Origin of the sequence: Cupriavidus sp. AU9028 (genome assembly GCF_019795295.1) — a bacterium.
Lineage (GTDB): Bacteria > Pseudomonadota > Gammaproteobacteria > Burkholderiales > Burkholderiaceae > Cupriavidus.
On record NZ_JAIMCG010000013.1, the window covers coordinates 60642 to 78241 of the forward strand.

Genomic DNA, 17600 nt, shown 5'->3' on the forward strand with positions numbered 1-17600 from the left:
ACCTCGCTACGCTCGACCACCGCGAAAGATAATGCCTATAGAATGGAAAAAAAGCACGTCTAAGGGGCGAAAATAGTTAATCACAAAGACCAAGCAAATTTGGCCATCATTAGAGATATCGTTCGCCAAACTGTCCTTAAACTTGGCTGGGAGAGATTCCACACACCAAAGAACCTCGCACGGCGCTCAGCGTTGAAGCTAGCGAATTACTCGAGCCTTTTCAGTGGCTGGAAACTGGCCAGAAGGAGGAACTTGGTGAGGCCAAGTTGACCGCTGTCCGGCATGAAATGGCGGATGGTTGGTTTATTTGTTTAGCCTCGCTAACAAGCTGGACGTGGATCTGCTCCAAGCTGTGGTGGAGAAGATGGATATCAACTGAAGGAAGTACCAGGTCGCTAAGGTGGAGGTGATCGCCACGGCTGCCAACGGCGCACGCGCCGCAGTCGTTAAACAGCGTCCGAACTTCAACCCTGTACCGGAACTGTACTTTCCGTCACCCCCAAAAGCAAAGGGGTCACGCAAAACTCGCGTAACCCCTTGAAATCTTTGGTGCCGGCTGCAGGACTCGAACCCGCCACCTGATGATTACAAATCAACTGCTCTACCTGATGAGCTAAGCCGGCATATGTGCAGACCGCGATTCTACCTCACGCGGCTGCACTTGAGGATGTCCTACTTCACCACTTTCAGCGACGGCTTCCGAGCGCCGATCCGCGGAATGTTCGGCGGCGTCGGCTCGTCATCGTCCGAGCCTTCCTCGCGAGAAGCATCGCTGTCCACGGATGCCAGCCGGGGCCCGGCGCCCTCTTCCCGATCCGCAGCATCACCGGCCAGTGCCGGAGTATCCGCCTCATCGGAAGCATCCGAAGACGACGCCGCCGAAGCATTGCGCTCCACCGGGAACGCCATCCCCTGCCCGTTCTCCCGCGCATAGATCGCCAGCACGTTGTCCACCGGCACGTCGATCTTGCGCGACACGCCGCCGAAGCGGGCGCTGAACGTGATCCACTCATTGCCCATATCCAGGCCGCTGGTGGCGTCGAAACTGACGTTCAGCACGATCTCGTTGTTCTTGACGAATTCGCGCGGCACGTTGGTCGAGTTGTCGACGAAGACGGCGATATAGGGCGTGAAGCCGTTGTCCGTGCACCATTCGTAGATGGCGCGGATCAGATAGGGCTTGGTCGAGGTCTCGGGCATGGGACTTCCAGTTGCAGCTCGGGCGGACGGCCCGAGATGCCTCGGGCCGGGCCGCTTAGCGGCGCATGACCTTTTCGGAGGGGGTCAGCGCTTCGATGTAGGCGGGGCGGCTGAAGATGCGTTCCGCGTACTTGAGCAGCGGGGCGGCGTTCTTCGACAGTTCGATGCCGTAATGGTCCAGGCGCCAGAGCAGCGGGGCGATGGCGACGTCGAGCATGGAGAACTCTTCGCCGAGCATGTACTTGTTCTTGACGAAGATCGGCGCGAGCTGGGTGAGGCGGTCGCGGATGGCGGCGCGGGCGCGCTCGTGGTTCTTCTCGGCGGTCTTGCCCTTTTCGTTCTCCAGCACGTAGACGTGGGTGAACAGTTCCTTTTCGAAGTTGAACAGGAACAGGCGGGCGCGGGCGCGCTGGACCGGGTCGGCCGGCATCAGCTGCGGGTGCGGGAAGCGCTCGTCGATGTACTCGTTGATGATGTTGGATTCGTACAGAATCAGGTCGCGCTCGACCAGGATGGGTACCTGGCCATACGGGTTCATCACCGAGATGTCTTCCGGCTTGTTGAACAGGTCGACGTCGCGGATCTCGAAATCCATGCCCTTTTCGAACAGGACGAGGCGGCAACGCTGAGAGAACGGGCAGGTGGTGCCCGAATACAACACCATCATGGCGAGTTTCCTTGGGGGTGCAGACCGAAGTTGGGTCGGACATTCTGCCGGAACCGACTAGCGGAAAGCAAATTGGTTACAAATAGGGCGAACCCCGGATTGCTCGAAGACCACCTGGAGGTGGTCTGATACCGGGTTGTGGCCCGGGAGGCCTCTGCGGGCCCTGTCGTGCACCGGCGACGGCGCCGGAATGGCAAAGGGCCAAAGCGGCGCCGCGAATGCGGCGTCCGCTCCAGCCCTTTTGCGGCGTGATGCTACTTGATGTCTTTCCAGTACGAGGCGTTCAGGCGCCAGGCAAGGAAGGTGAACACGCCGAGGAACAGCAGCACCCAGACGCCGAGGCGCCGGCGTTGGTTCTGCGCGGGCTCGCCCATCCAGTCGAGGTAGGCGACCAGATCGGCAACGGCGCCATCATACTCGACGGAGCTCAGCTGGCCCGGGGTGATTTGTTCGAAGCCGACGAACTTGTGGACCTTCTGGCCGTGCTCTTCCTGCTCGACAAACTTGGCGGCGCGCTGGCCCTGCAGTTCCCACAGCACGTGCGGCATGCCGACGTTCGGGAACACCAGGTTGTTCCAGCCGGTCGCGCGGGTGTCGTCGCGGTAGAAGGTGCGCAGATACGTATACAGCCAGGCGTCGCCGCGAGCGCGGGAGATCACGGACAGGTCGGGCGGCGCGACGCCGAACCACTCCTTGGCGTCCTTGCTGCGCATGGCGACGGTCATCACATCGCCGACCTTGTCGCCGGTGAACAGCAGGTTTTCACGGATCTGGTCCTCGGTCAGCCCGATGTCGCGCAGCCGGTTGTACCGCATCATCGAGGCGCCGTGGCAGTTCAGGCAGTAGTTGACGAAGAGCTTGGCGCCGCGCTGCAGGGAGAACAGGTCGGTGGTATTGACCGGCGCCGGCTCCAGCGGGTAGCCGCCCTCGGCGGCGACGGCGGCGGTGCCGCCGAAGCAGGCCGTGACGAGCGCGAGAATGGAAAGCAGCTTTTTCATTGTGAGTTTTCCTTGTCCTCTTCTCTTGGCTCAGTGCGGCTTGAAGGTGACGCGCTCGGGTACCGGCTTGAACTGGCCGACGCGGCTCCACAACGGCATGGTCAGGAAGAAGGCGAAGTACAGCAGCGTGCCGAGCTGCGATACCTTCTCGCCGACCGGCGACGGCGGCTGCACGCCGAGATAGCCGAGGATCAGGAACATCACGACGAACACCGTCAGGATGGTCTTGTGGAAGTTCGGACGGTAGCGGATCGACTTGACCGGCGAATGATCGAGCCACGGCATGAAGAACAGGATCACGACCGAGCCGCCCATCACGACGACGCCCCAGAACTTGGCGTCGATGAAGTAGAAGCCGAGCGCCAGGATGACGGCGATGGCCACCGCGATGCCCTTGACGAGCAGGCTGCGGCTGCGCAGGAACAGGAGCGCCAGCAGCACCGCGAAGAACACCCACAGGATCGGCAGGAAGGCCGAGGTGGTCGCGCGCAGCATCGAGTAGAACGGTGTGAAGTACCAGACCGGCGCGATATGGGGCGGGGTCTTCAGCGGGTCGGCCGGGAAGAAGTTGTTGGCTTCGAGGAAGTAGCCACCCATCTCCGGTGCGAAGAAGATCACCGCGGAGAACAGGATCAGGAAGCCGCCGACGCCGAGCAGGTCGTGCACGGAGTAGTACGGGTGGAAGGGCACGCCGTCCAGCGGAATGCCGTTCTCGTCCTTGTTGGCCTTGATCTCGACGCCGTCCGGGTTGTTCGAACCCACTTCATGCAGCGCGATGATGTGCGCGACGACCAGCGCCAGCAGCACCAGCGGCACGGCGATCACGTGGAAGGCGAAGAAGCGGTTCAGGGTCGCGTCGCTGACCACGTAGTCGCCGCGGATGAACAGCGACAGGTCCTGGCCGATCACCGGGATCGCGGAGAACAGGTTGACGATCACCTGGGCGCCCCAGTAGGACATCTGGCCCCATGGCAGCAGGTAGCCCATGAAGGCCTCGGCCATCAGCGCGAGGAAGATCAGGCAGCCGAAGATCCAGACCAGCTCGCGCGGCTTGCGGTACGAACCGTACAGCAGCGCGCGGAACATGTGCAGGTAGACCACGACGAAGAAGGCCGAGGCGCCGGTGGAGTGCATGTAGCGCACCAGCCAGCCCCAGGGCACCTCGCGCATGATGTACTCGACGCTGGCATAGGCGACCGGGATGCCGGCCGCGTTCAGCGTGCCGTCCGGCTTGTAGTTCATCACCAGGAAGATGCCGGTGACGATCTGGATCACCAGCACCAGCAGGGCGAGCGAGCCGAAGAAGTACCAGAAGTTGAAGTTCTTCGGCGCGTAGTACCTGGAGAGGTGGTCTTCCCACAGCTGCGTCGCCGGGAAACGGGCATCGATCCAGCCCATCAGACCAGTGGTCTTGACTTGCTTGTCCGCCGCCATGATCACGCCTCTCCTTTTTCGTCCTTGCCGATCACGATGGTGGTGTCGGTCAGGAATTGGTACGGGGGAACGTCGAGATTCTGCGGAGCCGGCTTGTTGCGGAAGACGCGGCCAGCCAGGTCGAAGGTCGAGCCATGGCACGGGCAGAGGAAGCCGGGATCGGCGCCGAGGGTGGGGTTGGCGCCGGCAGGGAACGGGCCGGAGGGCGAACAGCCCAGGTGGGAGCAGATCCCGACCACGACCAGCACGTCCTTGTGCTCGGGGCGGGAGCGCGTGGGGTTCTTGCAGTACTCCGGCGTTTCCATGGTGAATGGAATCTCGGAGTTGGGGTCGGCGACCTCACCCTGCGTCTTTTCCAGCGAGGCGAGCATCTCCTCGGTGCGACGCAGAATCCAGACCGGCTTGCCACGCCACTCGACGGTCATCATTTCGCCGGGCTTCAGGCCGCCGATGTCGGCCTCTACCGGAGCCCCGGCCGCCCTGGCCTTTTCCGATGGTGCAAACGTGCTGACGAACGGCACAGCAACCGCAACTCCTCCGATGCCGCCAGCTACAGACGTCGCAATCAGCCAATTGCGGCGACCTTTGTCCACGTTCTTCACGCTTTGCTGGTCACTCATTCCAAACCCCAGGGGATGTCAATTTAGGATTTTGCGTCAACCAAAAATTATACGCGAGGCACATTCGGCACCGATAGACCGGGAAAACGCCACAAGAACGTGTATTGACGCAGGACAAAAGGCACGAACGGCTTTCCTATCGGAATGCCTGGGCCGGCTCCCGGGGCGGCAGGCGCATGGCTCGATGGTTGCGTTCCGGCGCCCGATGCGGCAGTCTTGGGCGACTGTGGTATGGAAAGAACACCAACAACAAGGAATCTCGCATGAGCCTTATCTCGGAATTCAAAACCTTTGCGGTGCGCGGAAACGTCATCGACCTCGCGGTCGGGGTGATTATCGGTGCCGCCTTTTCCAAGATCGTCGATTCCGTGGTCAATGACCTGATCATGCCGCTGGTCGGCCGGGTCATCGGCAAACTGGACTTCTCGAACCTGTTCATCGCGCTGGCGGCCCCGCCGGAAGGCACGCCGATGACGCTGGACGCGCTGAAGAAGGCGGGCGTGCCCGTCTTCGCCTACGGCAACTTCCTGACCATCCTGGTCAACTTCCTGATCCTCGCCTTCATCATCTTCATGATGGTGCGGGCCATCAACCGGGTGCGCGCGCAGGAGCCCAAGGCGCCGCCCAAGACGCCGGAAGAGATCGAACTGCTGCGCGAAATCCGCGATTCGCTGAAGACCTAAGGCGGTCCGGGCATACGGGCGGGCCGCATCGGACCGCCCCGTTACACCGGATTGGGCAGGTCGATGAAGGTGTGCCGCAGCCCGAACGTCGCCGCCAGATGTTCGCCGACGGCGCGGATGCCGAAGCGCTCGGTGGCATGGTGCCCCGCAGCAAGATAGGCCACGCCGCTTTCGTTGGCAAGGTGGGTGGTCTGTTCGGAGGCCTCGCCGCTGATATACACGTCCACCCCGGCAGCGACCGCGGCGTCGAAATAGCCCTGGGCGCCGCCGGTGCACCAGCCGATGGTCTGCACCGGCTGCACCGCGCTGCCCAGCACGAGCGGCTGGCGGCCCAGCACGGCACCGACGTGCTCGGCGAAGGTATGCAGGTCCATCGGCTGGGGCAGCCGTCCACTCCAGCACATATCGTTGTCGCCAAAGCGCCCGGTCGGCACCAGCCCGAGTTCGCGCGCCAGCTGGGCGTTGTTGCCCAGTTCCGGATGACTGTCCAGCGGCAGATGGTAGGCGAACAGATTGGTATCGGAGGTGAGCAGGCGCTTGAGCCGCCCGTGCTTCTGCCCGATCACGCGCGGATCCTCGCCGCGCCAGAAGTACCCGTGATGCACCAGAATCGCGTCGGCGTTCGCCTCGATGGCGGCGTCCAACAGCGCCGCGCTGGCGGTCACGCCGGTGACGATGTGCTCGATTTCGACCCGGCCCTGAACTTGCAAGCCGTTGGGACAGTAGTCCTTGTAGCGCGGCACTTCGAGCAGGTCGTTCAAGTACAATTCAAGCTCTTTTGATTTCATTTTCAGCTCAAACTCCAATATGTTGCGCCGCTTTTGGCTGTTCTTCGCTCAGGCTGTCACGATCGTGCTGGCCGTGTGGTTCGTCGTGGCGACACTGAAGCCAGAATGGCTGCAGCGTGGGCGCGTGGCGGTGCAGTCCGGTTCGCCTATCGTGGCGTTGAAGGAGGTGGTGCCCAATGTCACGGGCCCCTCCGCGGAGCGGTCCTATAGCGAGGCCGCCCAGCTTGCCATGCCGGCGGTGGTCAATATTTTCACCAGCAAGAACGGTTCGCGCCGGGCTCCGCATCCGCAGGCGGAGGATCCGTGGTTCCGCTTCTTCTTCGGCGACCGGTTGCCCGAGCGGCAGGAGCCGGTGTCCAGCCTCGGATCGGGCGTGATCGTCAGCGCCGAGGGGTACATTCTAACCAACCATCACGTGGTGGACGGCGCGGATGAGATCGAAGTCGCGCTGACCGACGGTCGCAAGGCAAACGCACAGGTGGTGGGATCGGACCCCGAGACGGACCTGGCGGTGCTGAAGATCGACCTGAAGGATCTGCCGGCCATCACCCTGGGCCGGCTGGAGAACGTGCTGGTTGGCGACGTGGTGCTGGCGATCGGCAATCCCTTTGGCGTCGGCCAGACCGTGACGATGGGGATCGTCTCGGCGCTGGGCCGCAGCCATCTGGGCATCAATACCTTCGAGAATTTCATCCAGACCGACGCGGCGATCAACCCGGGCAACTCGGGCGGCGCGCTGGTCGATGCGCAGGGCAATCTTCTGGGCATCAATACGGCGATCTACTCGCGCTCGGGCGGGTCGCTCGGCATCGGCTTTGCGATTCCGGTTTCCACCGCCAAGCAGGTAATGGAATCGATCATCTCGACGGGTTCGGTCACGCGTGGCTGGATCGGCGTGGAGCCGCAGGACATGACGCCGGAGATTGCCGAGTCGTTCGGGCTGGAAGCGAAGGAAGGCGCGCTGATCGCCGCCATCGTCCAGGGCGGGCCGGCGGACAAGGCCGGCGTGCGGCCGGGCGATGTGCTGGTGGGCGTGGGCGACCTGAGCATCAGCGACACGACGGCATTGCTCAACGCGATCGCCCAGCTCAAGCCAGGTACCGATGTGACGATGAAACTGGTCCGGCGCGGCAAGCCAGTGGAAGTGACGGTCGCCATCGGCAAGCGCCCGCCTCCGCCGCGGCGCGTGTTGCCGTACGAGGAAGAAGAGTAAGGTTCTACGACGCGACGGGCGGCCTGGCCGTCCGGATGCGAACAGCCCCGGGTGCGGTGATGGCCTGGGGCTGTTTTGTTTTTGGGGCTTGGGTGATGTGCGCCACCTGGGGATTGGGCGCCGTTTGCCCTCTCCCCCGGCCCCTCTCCCGCAAGCGGGCGAGGGGAGAAAATCGGCCCGGGCCCGTGTGCGAGGACATGGGTGACACGTGTGCGAGGACATGGGTGACACGTGTGCGAGGACATGGGTGACAGGTGTGCGGGGACATGGTTGACACGTGTCCAGACACCGCCGCCGTGGCTCCCCTCTCCCACTTGTGGGAGAGGGGTTGGGGGAGAGGGCTGCGGCGCTTCTTCCTGCCACTATGGCCGATTCAGCGTCCGCTGCCCTCTCCCCCGGGCCCCTCTTCCGCAAGCGAGCGAGGGGACCAGCGCGGCCCCGCGGGCTCGGACATGAGTGACACGTGTTCGAGGACATGGGTGACACATCCCCGCGCCCCAAAAACAAAACGCCGGCATCCCGAAGGATGCCGGCGTTTCGATCAAGCTAACTTGATGCGATTGCTCGCGTCAAATTAGAACTTGTGGCGAACACCAACGATGGCGCCGATCTGGTCCTTGCCCGGCTCCACGTTGAAGGTGGTGCCGGTGTTGAAGCCACCAACGCCCAGAGCCGAACCGTCCTTGTTCAGGGCGTACGACACCGAAGCGTACACGTCGGTGCGCTTCGACAGAGCGTAGTCGCCGGTCAGGACGAATTGCCACGGATCTGCACCGCTGCGACGGAAGTCTTGGTAGTACGCAGCGCCGGTCACCGAGAAGGCCGGGGTCATTTGGTAAGCCAGGCCAGCCCAGTACAGGTTGGACGTGGTCGAGTCGATGTCGGCAGCGCCCGGCAGAACCGCGCCGTCCGAAGCCTTCGCCCAACGGTAGCCCAGGAATGCCTTGGCCGGGCCGAAGGCGTAGGTACCAGCAACGGTAGCGCGGCGGATCACCGGCGACTGGTCAGCGACGGTACCGACGTGCTCGTCGTCATAAGCAGCACCCAGCGAGAACGGGCCTGCGGCGTAAGCCAGCAGGGCGCCCATGCGGCGGCCGAAGACGTTCGAACCAGCCACTTCCGCGCCGTTCTGCTGGAAGCTGTAGTAGGCCGAACCGGTCAGGCCACCGAACTTGCCGACGTACTTGACGGTGTTGTCAGCACGCGACTGGAATTCAGCAGCTTGGGCGGTGATCGAGTAACGCGGCGAGATCGCGGCCGGATCGTACATCAGACCGAAGTCATACATCGTGGTCTGTTGACGACCGATGGTCAGGGTACCCAGCTGGTGTTGCACGCCAACGTAGGCAGCACGGCCGAACAGGCGGTTGTCCTGGCCCGAGCGGCCGGTGTCGACGTCGAAACCGCTTTCCAGCACGAACAGACCCTTCAGGCCACCGCCCAGATCCTCGACGCCACGCAGGCCCCAGCGGGAGCCCGACTGGCCGCCCGACTGCATCTTGAACAGATTGTCGCCGTTAGCGCCAGCGTTGTTGTTGTACTCGATACCAGCGTCGACCACGCCGTACAGGGTCACGCTCGACTGGGCGTAGGCGCCACCAGCGGCCAGGGCGGCGACTGCAGCTGCAAACAGTTTCATCTTCATATCGACACTTTCCTTGTCAACTGATTGGGAAATCTTGGGTTGCCCAAGTCCTTGGGCGACGCATGCACCATCACGTCTGCTGCGTATTATGTGTCAGCCCCCCCGGCGCTCAGAAGGCTTTTTCGTCGTAAACCGTGATGGGAGTCCCAAATTGTTGCTGAACAGCAACAAGGGAAAAGTCGATTTTCCCCTTCGGACGGGGGGCGGACAGCACTCCCCTTGTGGAAAAAGGCCGCACTGCTGCAGCGCTGGCGGCGCTTGTCGGGGGTAAACGACAGCGCCTGCCAACCCTGTAGAGGCAATTGCGCCGCGAAAGGGAAAGGGGAAGAGCAGGAGAAAGAAAACGACAACGGCAAATCGCCGTTGTGCTCAGTCCGCCGAGCCGTCTCCCGCTGCAGCGGCCTCCGGCAGCGGCCGGCCGATGACCTTGGCCATCACCAGGCCCAGTTCATATAGAAGGATCAGCGGCACGGCCAGCAGAAGCTGGGACAGCACGTCCGGCGGCGTGACGATGGCGGCGATGATGAACGCGCCGACGATCACGTAGGGACGAATCTCCCTGAGTTTCTCCAGTTCGACGACGCCGAAGCGCACCAGCACGATCACCACCACCGGCACTTCGAACGTGATGCCGAAGGCGAGGAACGTGGTCATCGCGAAGCTCAGGTATTTGTCGATGTCGGTGGACATCTCGGCCCCGAGCGGCGCGTTGTAGTGCGCCATGAAGTGGAAAACCGTCGGGAACACCAGGAAGTAGGCGAAGGCGACGCCGGCCAGGAACAGCAGGTAGCTGCTGGTCACCAGCGGCATGATCAGCCGCTTTTCATGCTGGTACAGGCCCGGCGCGACGAATTGCCAGATCTGGTAGAGCACCCACGGCAGCGCGATCAGGAAGGCGACCAGCATGGTCACCTTCATCGGCACGAAAAAGGAGCCGGTCACGTCGGTGACGATCATCCTGCCGCCCGAGGGCAGCGACTCGATCAGCGGGCGGGAAAACAGGTTGAAGATGTCCGGCGCCCAGTAAACCAGGGCGACAAAGACCAGGATCACCCCGGCGACGGCCTTCACGACGCGCTCGCGCAACTCGACCAGGTGCGAGATGAAGGTTTCCTGCTGGGATTCGTCTTGGGGATCGGGGGATCGGGATTCGCTCATGGCGGGAGCCGCCGGTCGTGGCGGCAAGGTACGGCTATATCAATCGAAGAAGGAACGGGACGGGCCGGTGGCAGGCCGGTGACGCTTGACGCGCGCCGCGCCGGATTGCGCCCATCCCCGAATCTTGTGCTGGCGCTTGTACCATTTCGGCACCGCGCCCTGCTTGACGCGCCAGCTCTTGCGGCCATTGTGGGACTTGTGAGCCGAGTCCCAGCTGGGCGGGAAGGCGCTGCTGCCGATGCCGCTCACGCCTCCGCCCTGCTCGCCGGCCGTCTCGCCGTAGGCGTCGCCCGAGAAAGCCGAGTTGATGGCCTGGCTCTGCTCGCTGACCTCCTTGTGGATGGTCTGCTCGACGTCGCGCGCCGCCTGTTCGAACTCGGTGCGCATGCGCCGCAGCTCCTCGAGCTCGACTTCGCGGCTGACTTCGGCCTTGACGTCGGCGATATAGCGCTGGGCGCGGCCGATCAGCGCACCGACGGTGCGCGCGACCTTGGGCAGCCGCTCGGGACCGATGACGATCAGCGCGACCGCGCCGATCAGCGCCAGCTTGGAAATGCCGAGATCGATCATGCGGGGTGGGAAACCTTCTGGCTCAACATTCGAGACTCAACTTGCGGCGGTAGCGTGGGGACCAGCGTCGGTGCCAGTCAGCGTGGCCAGCGTGGGTGCCAGCGCGTGCTCGTGAGGCATCGCCGGATACATCCACGGACAGATCGCCGGAAAGGCAGCGGCGCCGGCCATCGGGGCCGGCGCCGTCGCCCGGGAAACCATCGGCCGGGAAAGGCCGGGAGCAAACCCGCCTGGCAGCGGCACGGATGCCGCAGCCCGGCGCGGTTCGGTCCTTACTGCTGCTGACGGGCCTTTTCCTTGGCGTCCACGTCGATGGTGGTGGTGTCGCGCAGTTCCTTCGGCTGGGCAGCGGCGGCGGTGTCGTCCACCGGGTTGCCGTTGGCGTCCTTCATGCCGTCCTTGAAACCCTTGACCGCGCCACCGAGGTCCTGGCCGATGTTGCGCAGCTTCTTCGTGCCGAAGACCAGCATGATGATCACCAGAACGATCAGCCAATGCCAAATGCTAAACGAACCCATTTTCCTGCTCCTGTAAAGCCTCGCGCGGTCCGGCTTCCCGAACCCGTTGTTCCGTCCTGAATTGCCGCGCCGGCCGACGGGAGCCGGCGCGTGCGCCAGCCATGCGGCCGACGCGATTGGATGTTCTGCCCAGGCAGGCCACCCCGGTCAGGGCAGCGCCGCCTTCCATTCGGTGCGGGGGCCGCCCATCACGTGCAGATGCAGGTGATAGACCTCCTGGCCGCCGTCCGGACCCGTGTTGATCACGGTCCGGAAACCGTTGCCGCACCCGGTCTCCCGGGCCAGTTCCGGCGCCTTGAGCAGCATTTTAGCAAGCACGTCGCCATGGCTCGCATCGCAGGCCGCCAGCGACTCGACGTGCAGCTTCGGGATGATCAGGAAGTGCACCGGAGCCTTCGGATGAATATCGTGAAAGGCCAGCATGTCGGCATCCTCATACACCTTGCGGGACGGGATCTGGCCGGCGACGATCTTGCAGAATATGCAATTCTCGTGTCCGTTCATGAAAGTTTCATTTCGAAGTCAAACAAAGCGCGCCCGCAGCGGGCCTGCTGCCCGGTTGCACACCCTTACAACGCGCGTTGGGTCGTTTCGGGATACATGGGCCTGCGGTCGTTCAGGTACAGCCAGCCTTTGACGATACGGTAAAGAATCCATACCGACAATACGGCCCAGGCGCCAAAGGCAAAGGGAATGCCGACAACCGTCGCGAACAGCACCCCGCCGACCGCGGTCCAGGCCACCGACCACCAGAACGAGCGGATCTGCCAGGCGAAGTGGCTCTCGCAGAGCGTGCCGCGCGCGTCGTCACGCTTGACGTAGTTGATGACGATGGCGATCAGCGCGGTGATGCCGCCGGTCAGCCAGAAGATGGCGTACAAGGCGTAGAGGATATGCGTCAGCTTGCGCATGCTGTCCTCGCGCGCCTGGGGCGAGCGCACCACCGCGCCGCTATAGTCGTTCTGCATGGCCCTGCTCCTGAATCCGTGATTGCCGTCGCGTGCCGAGTGGCGCTGCTTCAGCCCTGGTCGGCGGGCCGGCTCGCCTTCTCGGCAAGGCCCGACAGCCCCTCCCGGCGCGCCAGTTCGGCCACCACCTGCTCGGGCGACAGACCGAGGCGTGCCAGCAGCACCATGCTATGGAACCACAGATCGGCGACTTCGTAGACGACCTTGTCCAGCGCTGCCGGCGAGAGCCCGTCGGCGCGCGCATCCTTGGCGGCCATTACGGTTTCGGTGGCTTCCTCGCCGATTTTCTTCAGGATCGCGTCGTCGCCTTTCTTGAACAGGCGCGCGACATAGGATTGATCGGGATCGCCGCCGTTTTCGGGCTTGCGCGACTCCAGCGTCGCGGCGATCCGGGCCAGCACGTCGGGCTGGCCGGAGGGGAGTTGCGTCATCAGTGACTGCCGTAAATGGTCGAGGGGTCCTTGATCACCGCGTCCACGGTTTGCCACTCGCCGTCCTCGGCGGTGCCCTCGAATTTCTGGAAGAAGCAGGAGTGCCGGCCAGTATGGCAGGCGATGCCATGGATCTGCGTGACCTTCAGCAGCACCACGTCCTCGTCGCAGTCCAGCCGAATCTCATGCACCTTCTGCACGTGCCCGGATTCCTCGCCCTTGTGCCAGAGCCGCTTGCGCGAGCGCGACCAGAACACCGCCTCGCCCAGTTCGACGGTACGCTTGAGCGCCTCGCGATTCATGAAGGCGAACATCAGCACGTCGTTCGACTCCACTTCCTGGACGATCACCGGCACCAATCCGTTATCGTCCCAGCGGACCTTGTTCAGCCATGTTGTCGCCATGATCAGAGCCGTACCGGAATACCCTGGCCGGCCATGAACTGCTTGGCCTCGCCGACGGTGTGTTGTCCATAGTGGAAGATGCTGGCGGCGAGCACCGCATCGGCGCGTCCCGTCGTGATGCCATCGGCCAGATCCTGCAGGCCGCCGACGCCGCCGGAGGCAATCACCGGCACGCCGACCGCGTCGCTGACCGCTCGCGTCAGCTCCAGATCGAAGCCGCTGCGGGTGCCGTCGCGGTCCATGCTGGTCAGCAGCAGTTCGCCCGCGCCGCGGCGCGCCATCTCGCGCGCCCACTCGACCACGTCAAGGCCGGTGGCCTTGCGGCCGCCATGGGTGAACACCTCCCAGCGCGCCGGTTCGCCGTCGGCAGAGCTGCGCTTGGCGTCGATGGCGACGACGATGCATTGGGAGCCGTAGCGGGAGGTGGCCTCGGATACCAGGTCCGGATTGGCGATGGCCGACGAGTTGACGCTGATCTTGTCCGCACCGGCGTTGAGCAGCCGGCGCACGTCCTCGACGGTGCGCACGCCGCCGCCGACGGTCAGCGGAATGAAGACCTGCGACGCGACGTCCTCGATGATATGCAGGATCAGGTCGCGGCCATCGCTGGTGGCGGTGATGTCCAGAAAGGTGATCTCGTCCGCGCCCTGCTCATCATAGCGGCGCGCGATTTCGACCGGGTCGCCCGCGTCGCGCAATTCGACGAAGTTGACCCCCTTGACCACCCGCCCGTTGGTCACGTCCAGGCAGGGGATGATACGTTTGGCTAGCATGGAAATCCTTGCCGGCTGCCGTCGTGCGGCCGCAGCCGGTGCGCCGGTGTGGCGCTGGGCGCCGGGCTTATTCCGCGGCGCCGAGTTTGTCCGCGTGCGCCTGCGCGTCCGCGAAGTTCAGGTCGCCCGAGTAGATCGCGCGACCGCAGATCACGCCCTCGACGCCTTCCGGCTCGACCTCGCACAGCCGATCGATATCGGCCATGCCGGACAGGCCGCCGCTGGCGATCACCGGGATCGTCACCGACTGGGCGAGCTTGACGGTGGCGTCGATATTCAGGCCCTGCAGCATGCCATCGCGGCCGATATCGGTATAGATGATCGCCTCGACGCCGTAATCCTCGTACTTGCGGGCGAGATCGACGACCTCATGGCCGGTCAGCTTGCTCCAGCCGTCGGTGGCGACCTTGCCATCGCGGGCGTCCAGGCCAACGATGATATGGCCGCCAAAGGCCGCGCAGGCGTCCTTCAGGAAACCGGGGTTCTTGACCGCGGCGGTGCCGATGATGACATAGGACAGGCCGTCATCGAGCCAGCGCTCGATGGTGTTCAGGTCGCGGATGCCGCCCCCCAGCTGCACGGGAATCTCGTCGCCAACCTCGGCGATGATGGACTTGATGGCCGCCTCGTTGCGCGGCTTGCCGACGAAGGCACCGTTCAGGTCCACCAGATGAAGCCGGCGCGCGCCCTGCTCCAACCAGTGTCGTGCCATGGCGGCGGGCTCTTCGGAGAAGACGGTGGCCTGGTCCATATCGCCTTGTTTGAGGCGAACACACTGACCGTCCTTCAGGTCGATGGCCGGAATGAGCAACATAAGCTTGACGAGCGTTTCGAAAAAGAAATTATTTTGGCTGAGCCGGCCGAAGCCGGCCCCGTTCTGACGGCGGCAGGAATTACGGCTTCCAGTGGACGAAGTTCCGATACAGCTGCAGGCCCACGTCCGCGCTCTTCTCGGGGTGGAACTGCGTGGCGAAAATATTATCCCGGGCTACTGCGCTGGTAAACACGACGCCATAGTCCGTCTCCCCGGCCACGTGCGCCGGGTCGCTGGGCCGCACATAATAGCTGTGCACGAAATAGAACCAGCTTTCGTCCGGAATTCCGTCCCACAACGGGTGCGCGGCGGCCTGGCGAACACGGTTCCAGCCCATCTGCGGCACCTTGTAGCGCGAGCCGTCCGGCTGCTTCATGCCGTCCAGCTCGAAGCGGACCACATCCCCGCGCATCAGGCCCAGCGCGGGTGTGCGGCTTGCGCCAGCCCTACTTTCCGCGCTCGAATCGAACAGCATCTGTTCGCCAACGCACACGCCGAGCAGCGGTTTGGTCGCCGCCGCTTCGATCACGGCCTCGCGCAGACCCGAGGCGTCGAGCGCCGCCATGCAATCCGGCATGGCGCCCTGGCCGGGCAGCACGACGCGGTCGGAACCGCGGATTCCCTGCGGCACGTCGACAATCCGCACTTCGGCTTCCGGCGCGGCAGTACGCAGCGCCTGGGCCACCGAGCGCAGGTTGCCCATGCCGTAGTCCACAATAGCAATCGTAGTCATGATGGTTGAACGGGCCGCGGCGTGAGCCGCCGGCCATCAGTCGGGTTTCGTGGACAGGCGCGGCTTCGCTGCGGCGGTCGGCCGGCCACCCGGCCGGTCAGAGCGTGCCTTTCGTCGAAGGGATCGTATTGGCAGCACGCGGATCCAGTTCCACCGCCATGCGCAGCGCGCGCCCGAAGGCCTTGAACACGGTCTCGCACTGATGATGCGCGTTGATGCCACGAAGGTTGTCGATGTGCAGCGTTACGCCGGCGTGATTGACGAATCCGCGGAAAAATTCGATGGTCAGGTCCACATCGAACGTCCCGACCCGTGCCCGCGTGAAGGGAACGTGGAATTCCAGGCCCGGCCGGCCGGAGAAATCGATGACGACGCGCGACAGGCATTCGTCCAGCGGTACGTAGCTATGGCCGTACCGGGTGATGCCCTTCTTGTCGCCGACGGCGCGTGCGACCGCCTGCCCCAGCGTGATGCCCACGTCCTCGACCGTATGGTGATCGTCGATGTGCACGTCGCCGGTCGCCTCGACTTCCAGGTCGATCATGCCGTGCCGGGCGATCTGGTCCAGCATGTGGTCGAGAAACGGCACGCCGGAATTGAGCGTCTGGCGGCCGGTACCGTCCAGATTCAGCGCGATGCGAATCTGGGTTTCGGAGGTATTGCGGGTGACCTCTGCAACACGCATGGTGTTAATCCTGCATCGAGGCGGCAAAGGCCTCGAGAAACAGCGCGTTTTCTTCGGGGGTGCTGACGGTGACGCGCAAACAATTGGTCAGCAACGGGTGCATTTTACTCACGTTCTTGATCAGCACCTTGCGCGACAGCAGGGCGTCGAAGATCCGGGCCGCGTCGGGGACGCGAATCAGCAGGAAATTGGCGGCGCTGGGGAACACCGTGACGCCGTCGTAACGGCCCAGCGCCGCAGCCAGCGCGGTGCGCTGCTCGCGCAACCGGGCAGCCTGCTCGTCCAGCACATCGACGTGTTCGAGCACGAACAGCGCGGTCGCCTCCGTCAGCACGTTGACGTTGTACGGCGGGCGGACCTTGTCGAGCTGCTCGATCCATTGGGGCGCACCGGCAAGGTAGCCAAGCCGGATGCCGGCCAGACCCAGCTTGGAGACGGTGCGCATCACCAGCAGATTGCCGAACTCGGTCAGCCGCGGCATCCAGCTTTGCTGGGCGAACGGCTGGTATGCCTCGTCGACCACCACCAGGCTGTCGCAGACCTCCCCTTGCGCGGCCCGCACGATCGCCGCCATGTCGTCGGCGTCGAACAGCGTGCCGGTCGGATTGTTGGGATAGGCGAGGTAAATCACCGCCGGGCGATGCTCGGCCATCGCCGCCAGCATCGCCTCGCGGTCCAGCGAGAAATCGGCGCGCAGCGGCACGCCGACGAAGCCGAGGCCGGCGAATTGGGCCGACATCGCATACATGACGAAGCCGGGCACGGGCGCCAGCACGCTCGCGCCGGGCCTGGCCACGGCCATCGCCAGCATGCTGATCAGCTCGTCGGAGCCGTTGCCGAGCAGCACTTCCATGCCGTCGGGAACGTCCATCACGGTCTTGAGGCGGGCCCGCAGGGCGGCGCTGCTGGGCACCGGGTAGCGGTTCAACGCCACCTGGGCAAGCCGGTCGGCCAGCTGCTGGCGCAGCGCCGGCGGCAGCTGGTAGGGGTTCTCCATGGCATCGAGCTTGACCATGCCATGCGAATCCGGCACGTGGTAGGCGCCCATGGCGAGGACGTCGTCACGGATGATTCGCTGGATCAGGGTGGGCTCGGGGGTGGACATGGGGTTCCTTGTGGTGGTGCCTGTGGTGCCTGTGGTGCCTGTGGTGCATTGCCCTCTCCCCCAGCCCCTCTCCCGCCGGGCGGGAGAGGGGAGCAAACCCGGGGCATCGGGCAAGCCGGCGGTTTTCTCCCCTCTCCCGCTTGCGGGAGAGGGGCGGGGGAGAGGGGCGGGGGAGAGGGCAAGCGAACGCTTG

Annotated in this window: 21 protein-coding genes, 1 tRNA gene and 1 pseudogene; 3 read left to right on the forward strand and 20 right to left on the reverse strand. The window is 64.1% G+C overall.

What is annotated here, in order from left to right; all coding sequences use genetic code 11:
• Nucleotides 1–99 precede the first annotated feature (99 nt).
• Nucleotides 100–379, forward strand: a pseudogene (locus K6V06_RS20750) (nucleotide pyrophosphohydrolase).
• 168 nt (nt 380–547) lie between these two features.
• On the opposite strand, the gene K6V06_RS14915 reads toward K6V06_RS20750, so the two are convergent.
• The 6 genes from K6V06_RS14915 to petA all read right to left on the reverse strand — a co-directional run bounded on the left by K6V06_RS14915 (nt 548) and on the right by petA (nt 4919).
• Nucleotides 548–623 (reverse strand) — tRNA-Thr (locus K6V06_RS14915).
• A 49-nt stretch (nt 624–672) separates the two neighbouring features.
• The gene (locus K6V06_RS14920; RefSeq protein WP_222244680.1) at nt 673–1200 is read right to left on the reverse strand and encodes a ClpXP protease specificity-enhancing factor; all 528 of its coding nucleotides are present in this window, start codon (nt 1198–1200) and stop codon (nt 673–675) included.
• 55 nt (nt 1201–1255) lie between these two features.
• Nucleotides 1256–1867 (reverse strand): glutathione S-transferase N-terminal domain-containing protein, encoded by a 612-nt coding sequence (locus K6V06_RS14925; RefSeq protein ID WP_222244681.1) that lies wholly within the window; start codon nt 1865–1867, stop codon nt 1256–1258.
• Between the two features lie 254 nt (nt 1868–2121).
• A complete protein-coding gene (locus tag K6V06_RS14930) occupies nt 2122–2865 on the reverse strand; it encodes a cytochrome c1 (RefSeq protein WP_222244683.1) in 744 nt (247 codons plus the stop codon).
• A gap of 30 nt (nt 2866–2895) precedes the next feature.
• A complete protein-coding gene (locus tag K6V06_RS14935; protein WP_222244684.1) occupies nt 2896–4299 on the reverse strand; it encodes a cytochrome bc complex cytochrome b subunit in 1404 nt (467 codons plus the stop codon).
• A gap of 2 nt (nt 4300–4301) precedes the next feature.
• A complete protein-coding gene (petA, locus tag K6V06_RS14940; RefSeq protein ID WP_222244685.1) occupies nt 4302–4919 on the reverse strand; it encodes a ubiquinol-cytochrome c reductase iron-sulfur subunit in 618 nt (205 codons plus the stop codon).
• Between the two features lie 263 nt (nt 4920–5182).
• Between petA and mscL the strand changes: the two genes are divergently transcribed.
• Nucleotides 5183–5602 (forward strand): large conductance mechanosensitive channel protein MscL, encoded by a 420-nt coding sequence (gene mscL, locus K6V06_RS14945; RefSeq protein WP_222244686.1) that lies wholly within the window; start codon nt 5183–5185, stop codon nt 5600–5602.
• 41 nt (nt 5603–5643) lie between these two features.
• On the opposite strand, the gene K6V06_RS14950 is transcribed toward mscL, so the two are convergent.
• Nucleotides 5644–6390, reverse strand: coding sequence for a Nif3-like dinuclear metal center hexameric protein (locus K6V06_RS14950; RefSeq protein ID WP_222244687.1), 747 nt, complete (start codon nt 6388–6390; stop codon nt 5644–5646).
• Between the two features lie 19 nt (nt 6391–6409).
• On the opposite strand from K6V06_RS14950, the gene K6V06_RS14955 reads away from it, so the two are divergent.
• Nucleotides 6410–7603, forward strand: a complete 1194-nt coding sequence (locus K6V06_RS14955; RefSeq protein ID WP_222244688.1) for a Do family serine endopeptidase — start codon at nt 6410–6412, stop codon at nt 7601–7603.
• A 574-nt stretch (nt 7604–8177) separates the two neighbouring features.
• Here K6V06_RS14955 and K6V06_RS14960 read toward each other — a convergent pair.
• From K6V06_RS14960 to hisC, 13 genes are all read right to left on the reverse strand, one after another.
• Nucleotides 8178–9248: a porin gene (locus K6V06_RS14960; protein ID WP_222244689.1), complete on the reverse strand. Its 1071-nt coding sequence runs from the start codon at nt 9246–9248 to the stop codon at nt 8178–8180.
• A gap of 369 nt (nt 9249–9617) precedes the next feature.
• Entirely contained in the window at nt 9618–10406 is a 789-nt protein-coding gene (gene tatC / locus K6V06_RS14965) for a twin-arginine translocase subunit TatC (RefSeq protein ID WP_222244690.1), read from the reverse strand.
• Nucleotides 10407–10445: 39 nt separating this feature from the next.
• On the reverse strand, nt 10446–10976 hold the full coding sequence (gene tatB, locus K6V06_RS14970) for a Sec-independent protein translocase protein TatB (RefSeq protein ID WP_222244691.1): 531 nt from the start codon (nt 10974–10976) through the stop codon (nt 10446–10448).
• Nucleotides 10977–11248: 272 nt separating this feature from the next.
• Complete coding sequence (tatA, locus tag K6V06_RS14975; RefSeq protein ID WP_222244692.1) at nt 11249–11494, reverse strand: Sec-independent protein translocase subunit TatA; 246 nt, start codon at nt 11492–11494, stop codon at nt 11249–11251.
• 147 nt (nt 11495–11641) lie between these two features.
• Nucleotides 11642–11998: a histidine triad nucleotide-binding protein gene (locus K6V06_RS14980; protein WP_222244693.1), complete on the reverse strand. Its 357-nt coding sequence runs from the start codon at nt 11996–11998 to the stop codon at nt 11642–11644.
• A gap of 65 nt (nt 11999–12063) precedes the next feature.
• A complete protein-coding gene (locus K6V06_RS14985) occupies nt 12064–12462 on the reverse strand; it encodes a hypothetical protein (protein ID WP_222244694.1) in 399 nt (132 codons plus the stop codon).
• A 50-nt stretch (nt 12463–12512) separates the two neighbouring features.
• Complete coding sequence (locus K6V06_RS14990) at nt 12513–12893, reverse strand: phosphoribosyl-ATP diphosphatase (protein WP_222244695.1); 381 nt, start codon at nt 12891–12893, stop codon at nt 12513–12515.
• The gene (gene hisI, locus K6V06_RS14995) at nt 12893–13297 is read right to left on the reverse strand and encodes a phosphoribosyl-AMP cyclohydrolase (protein WP_222244696.1); all 405 of its coding nucleotides are present in this window, start codon (nt 13295–13297) and stop codon (nt 12893–12895) included. The genes K6V06_RS14990 and hisI overlap by 1 nt, the downstream gene beginning before the upstream one ends.
• 2 nt (nt 13298–13299) lie before the next feature.
• Nucleotides 13300–14070 (reverse strand): imidazole glycerol phosphate synthase subunit HisF, encoded by a 771-nt coding sequence (gene hisF, locus K6V06_RS15000; protein WP_222244698.1) that lies wholly within the window; start codon nt 14068–14070, stop codon nt 13300–13302.
• A gap of 67 nt (nt 14071–14137) precedes the next feature.
• Complete coding sequence (gene hisA / locus K6V06_RS15005) at nt 14138–14884, reverse strand: 1-(5-phosphoribosyl)-5-[(5-phosphoribosylamino)methylideneamino]imidazole-4-carboxamide isomerase (protein ID WP_222244700.1); 747 nt, start codon at nt 14882–14884, stop codon at nt 14138–14140.
• 79 nt (nt 14885–14963) lie between these two features.
• Nucleotides 14964–15617 carry an imidazole glycerol phosphate synthase subunit HisH gene (gene hisH, locus K6V06_RS15010; protein WP_222244702.1) on the reverse strand — a complete coding sequence of 218 codons (654 nt, stop codon included), beginning with the start codon at nt 15615–15617 and terminating at the stop codon, nt 14964–14966.
• 97 nt (nt 15618–15714) lie between these two features.
• The gene (gene hisB / locus K6V06_RS15015; protein WP_222244704.1) at nt 15715–16302 is read right to left on the reverse strand and encodes an imidazoleglycerol-phosphate dehydratase HisB; all 588 of its coding nucleotides are present in this window, start codon (nt 16300–16302) and stop codon (nt 15715–15717) included.
• Nucleotides 16303–16306: 4 nt separating this feature from the next.
• Complete coding sequence (gene hisC / locus K6V06_RS15020; protein ID WP_222244705.1) at nt 16307–17407, reverse strand: histidinol-phosphate transaminase; 1101 nt, start codon at nt 17405–17407, stop codon at nt 16307–16309.
• Nucleotides 17408–17600: the final 193 nt, after the last annotated feature.

Excerpts from the sequence above, each read along its gene's own strand:
- hisF (WP_222244698.1), bottom strand. The coding sequence starts at position 14,070 with ATGCTAGCCAAACGTATCATCCCCTGCCTGGACGTGACCAACGGGCGG.
- K6V06_RS14950 (WP_222244687.1), bottom strand. The coding sequence starts at position 6,390 with ATGAAATCAAAAGAGCTTGAATTGTACTTGAACGACCTGCTCGAAGTG.
- K6V06_RS14920 (WP_222244680.1), bottom strand. The coding sequence starts at position 1,200 with ATGCCCGAGACCTCGACCAAGCCCTATCTGATCCGCGCCATCTACGAA.
- K6V06_RS14990 (WP_222244695.1), bottom strand. The coding sequence starts at position 12,893 with ATGACGCAACTCCCCTCCGGCCAGCCCGACGTGCTGGCCCGGATCGCC.
- K6V06_RS14935 (WP_222244684.1), bottom strand. The coding sequence starts at position 4,299 with ATGGCGGCGGACAAGCAAGTCAAGACCACTGGTCTGATGGGCTGGATC.
- tatA (WP_222244692.1), bottom strand. The coding sequence starts at position 11,494 with ATGGGTTCGTTTAGCATTTGGCATTGGCTGATCGTTCTGGTGATCATC.
- K6V06_RS14955 (WP_222244688.1), top strand. The coding sequence starts at position 6,410 with ATGTTGCGCCGCTTTTGGCTGTTCTTCGCTCAGGCTGTCACGATCGTG.
- hisB (WP_222244704.1), bottom strand. The coding sequence starts at position 16,302 with ATGCGTGTTGCAGAGGTCACCCGCAATACCTCCGAAACCCAGATTCGC.
- K6V06_RS14960 (WP_222244689.1), bottom strand. The coding sequence starts at position 9,248 with ATGAAGATGAAACTGTTTGCAGCTGCAGTCGCCGCCCTGGCCGCTGGT.
- tatB (WP_222244691.1), bottom strand. The coding sequence starts at position 10,976 with ATGATCGATCTCGGCATTTCCAAGCTGGCGCTGATCGGCGCGGTCGCG.
- hisH (WP_222244702.1), bottom strand. The coding sequence starts at position 15,617 with ATGACTACGATTGCTATTGTGGACTACGGCATGGGCAACCTGCGCTCG.
- K6V06_RS14980 (WP_222244693.1), bottom strand. The coding sequence starts at position 11,998 with ATGAACGGACACGAGAATTGCATATTCTGCAAGATCGTCGCCGGCCAG.
- mscL (WP_222244686.1), top strand. The coding sequence starts at position 5,183 with ATGAGCCTTATCTCGGAATTCAAAACCTTTGCGGTGCGCGGAAACGTC.
- petA (WP_222244685.1), bottom strand. The coding sequence starts at position 4,919 with ATGAGTGACCAGCAAAGCGTGAAGAACGTGGACAAAGGTCGCCGCAAT.
- hisC (WP_222244705.1), bottom strand. The coding sequence starts at position 17,407 with ATGTCCACCCCCGAGCCCACCCTGATCCAGCGAATCATCCGTGACGAC.
- tatC (WP_222244690.1), bottom strand. The coding sequence starts at position 10,406 with ATGAGCGAATCCCGATCCCCCGATCCCCAAGACGAATCCCAGCAGGAA.
- hisI (WP_222244696.1), bottom strand. The coding sequence starts at position 13,297 with ATGGCGACAACATGGCTGAACAAGGTCCGCTGGGACGATAACGGATTG.
- K6V06_RS14985 (WP_222244694.1), bottom strand. The coding sequence starts at position 12,462 with ATGCAGAACGACTATAGCGGCGCGGTGGTGCGCTCGCCCCAGGCGCGC.
- hisA (WP_222244700.1), bottom strand. The coding sequence starts at position 14,884 with ATGTTGCTCATTCCGGCCATCGACCTGAAGGACGGTCAGTGTGTTCGC.
- K6V06_RS14925 (WP_222244681.1), bottom strand. The coding sequence starts at position 1,867 with ATGATGGTGTTGTATTCGGGCACCACCTGCCCGTTCTCTCAGCGTTGC.
- K6V06_RS14930 (WP_222244683.1), bottom strand. The coding sequence starts at position 2,865 with ATGAAAAAGCTGCTTTCCATTCTCGCGCTCGTCACGGCCTGCTTCGGC.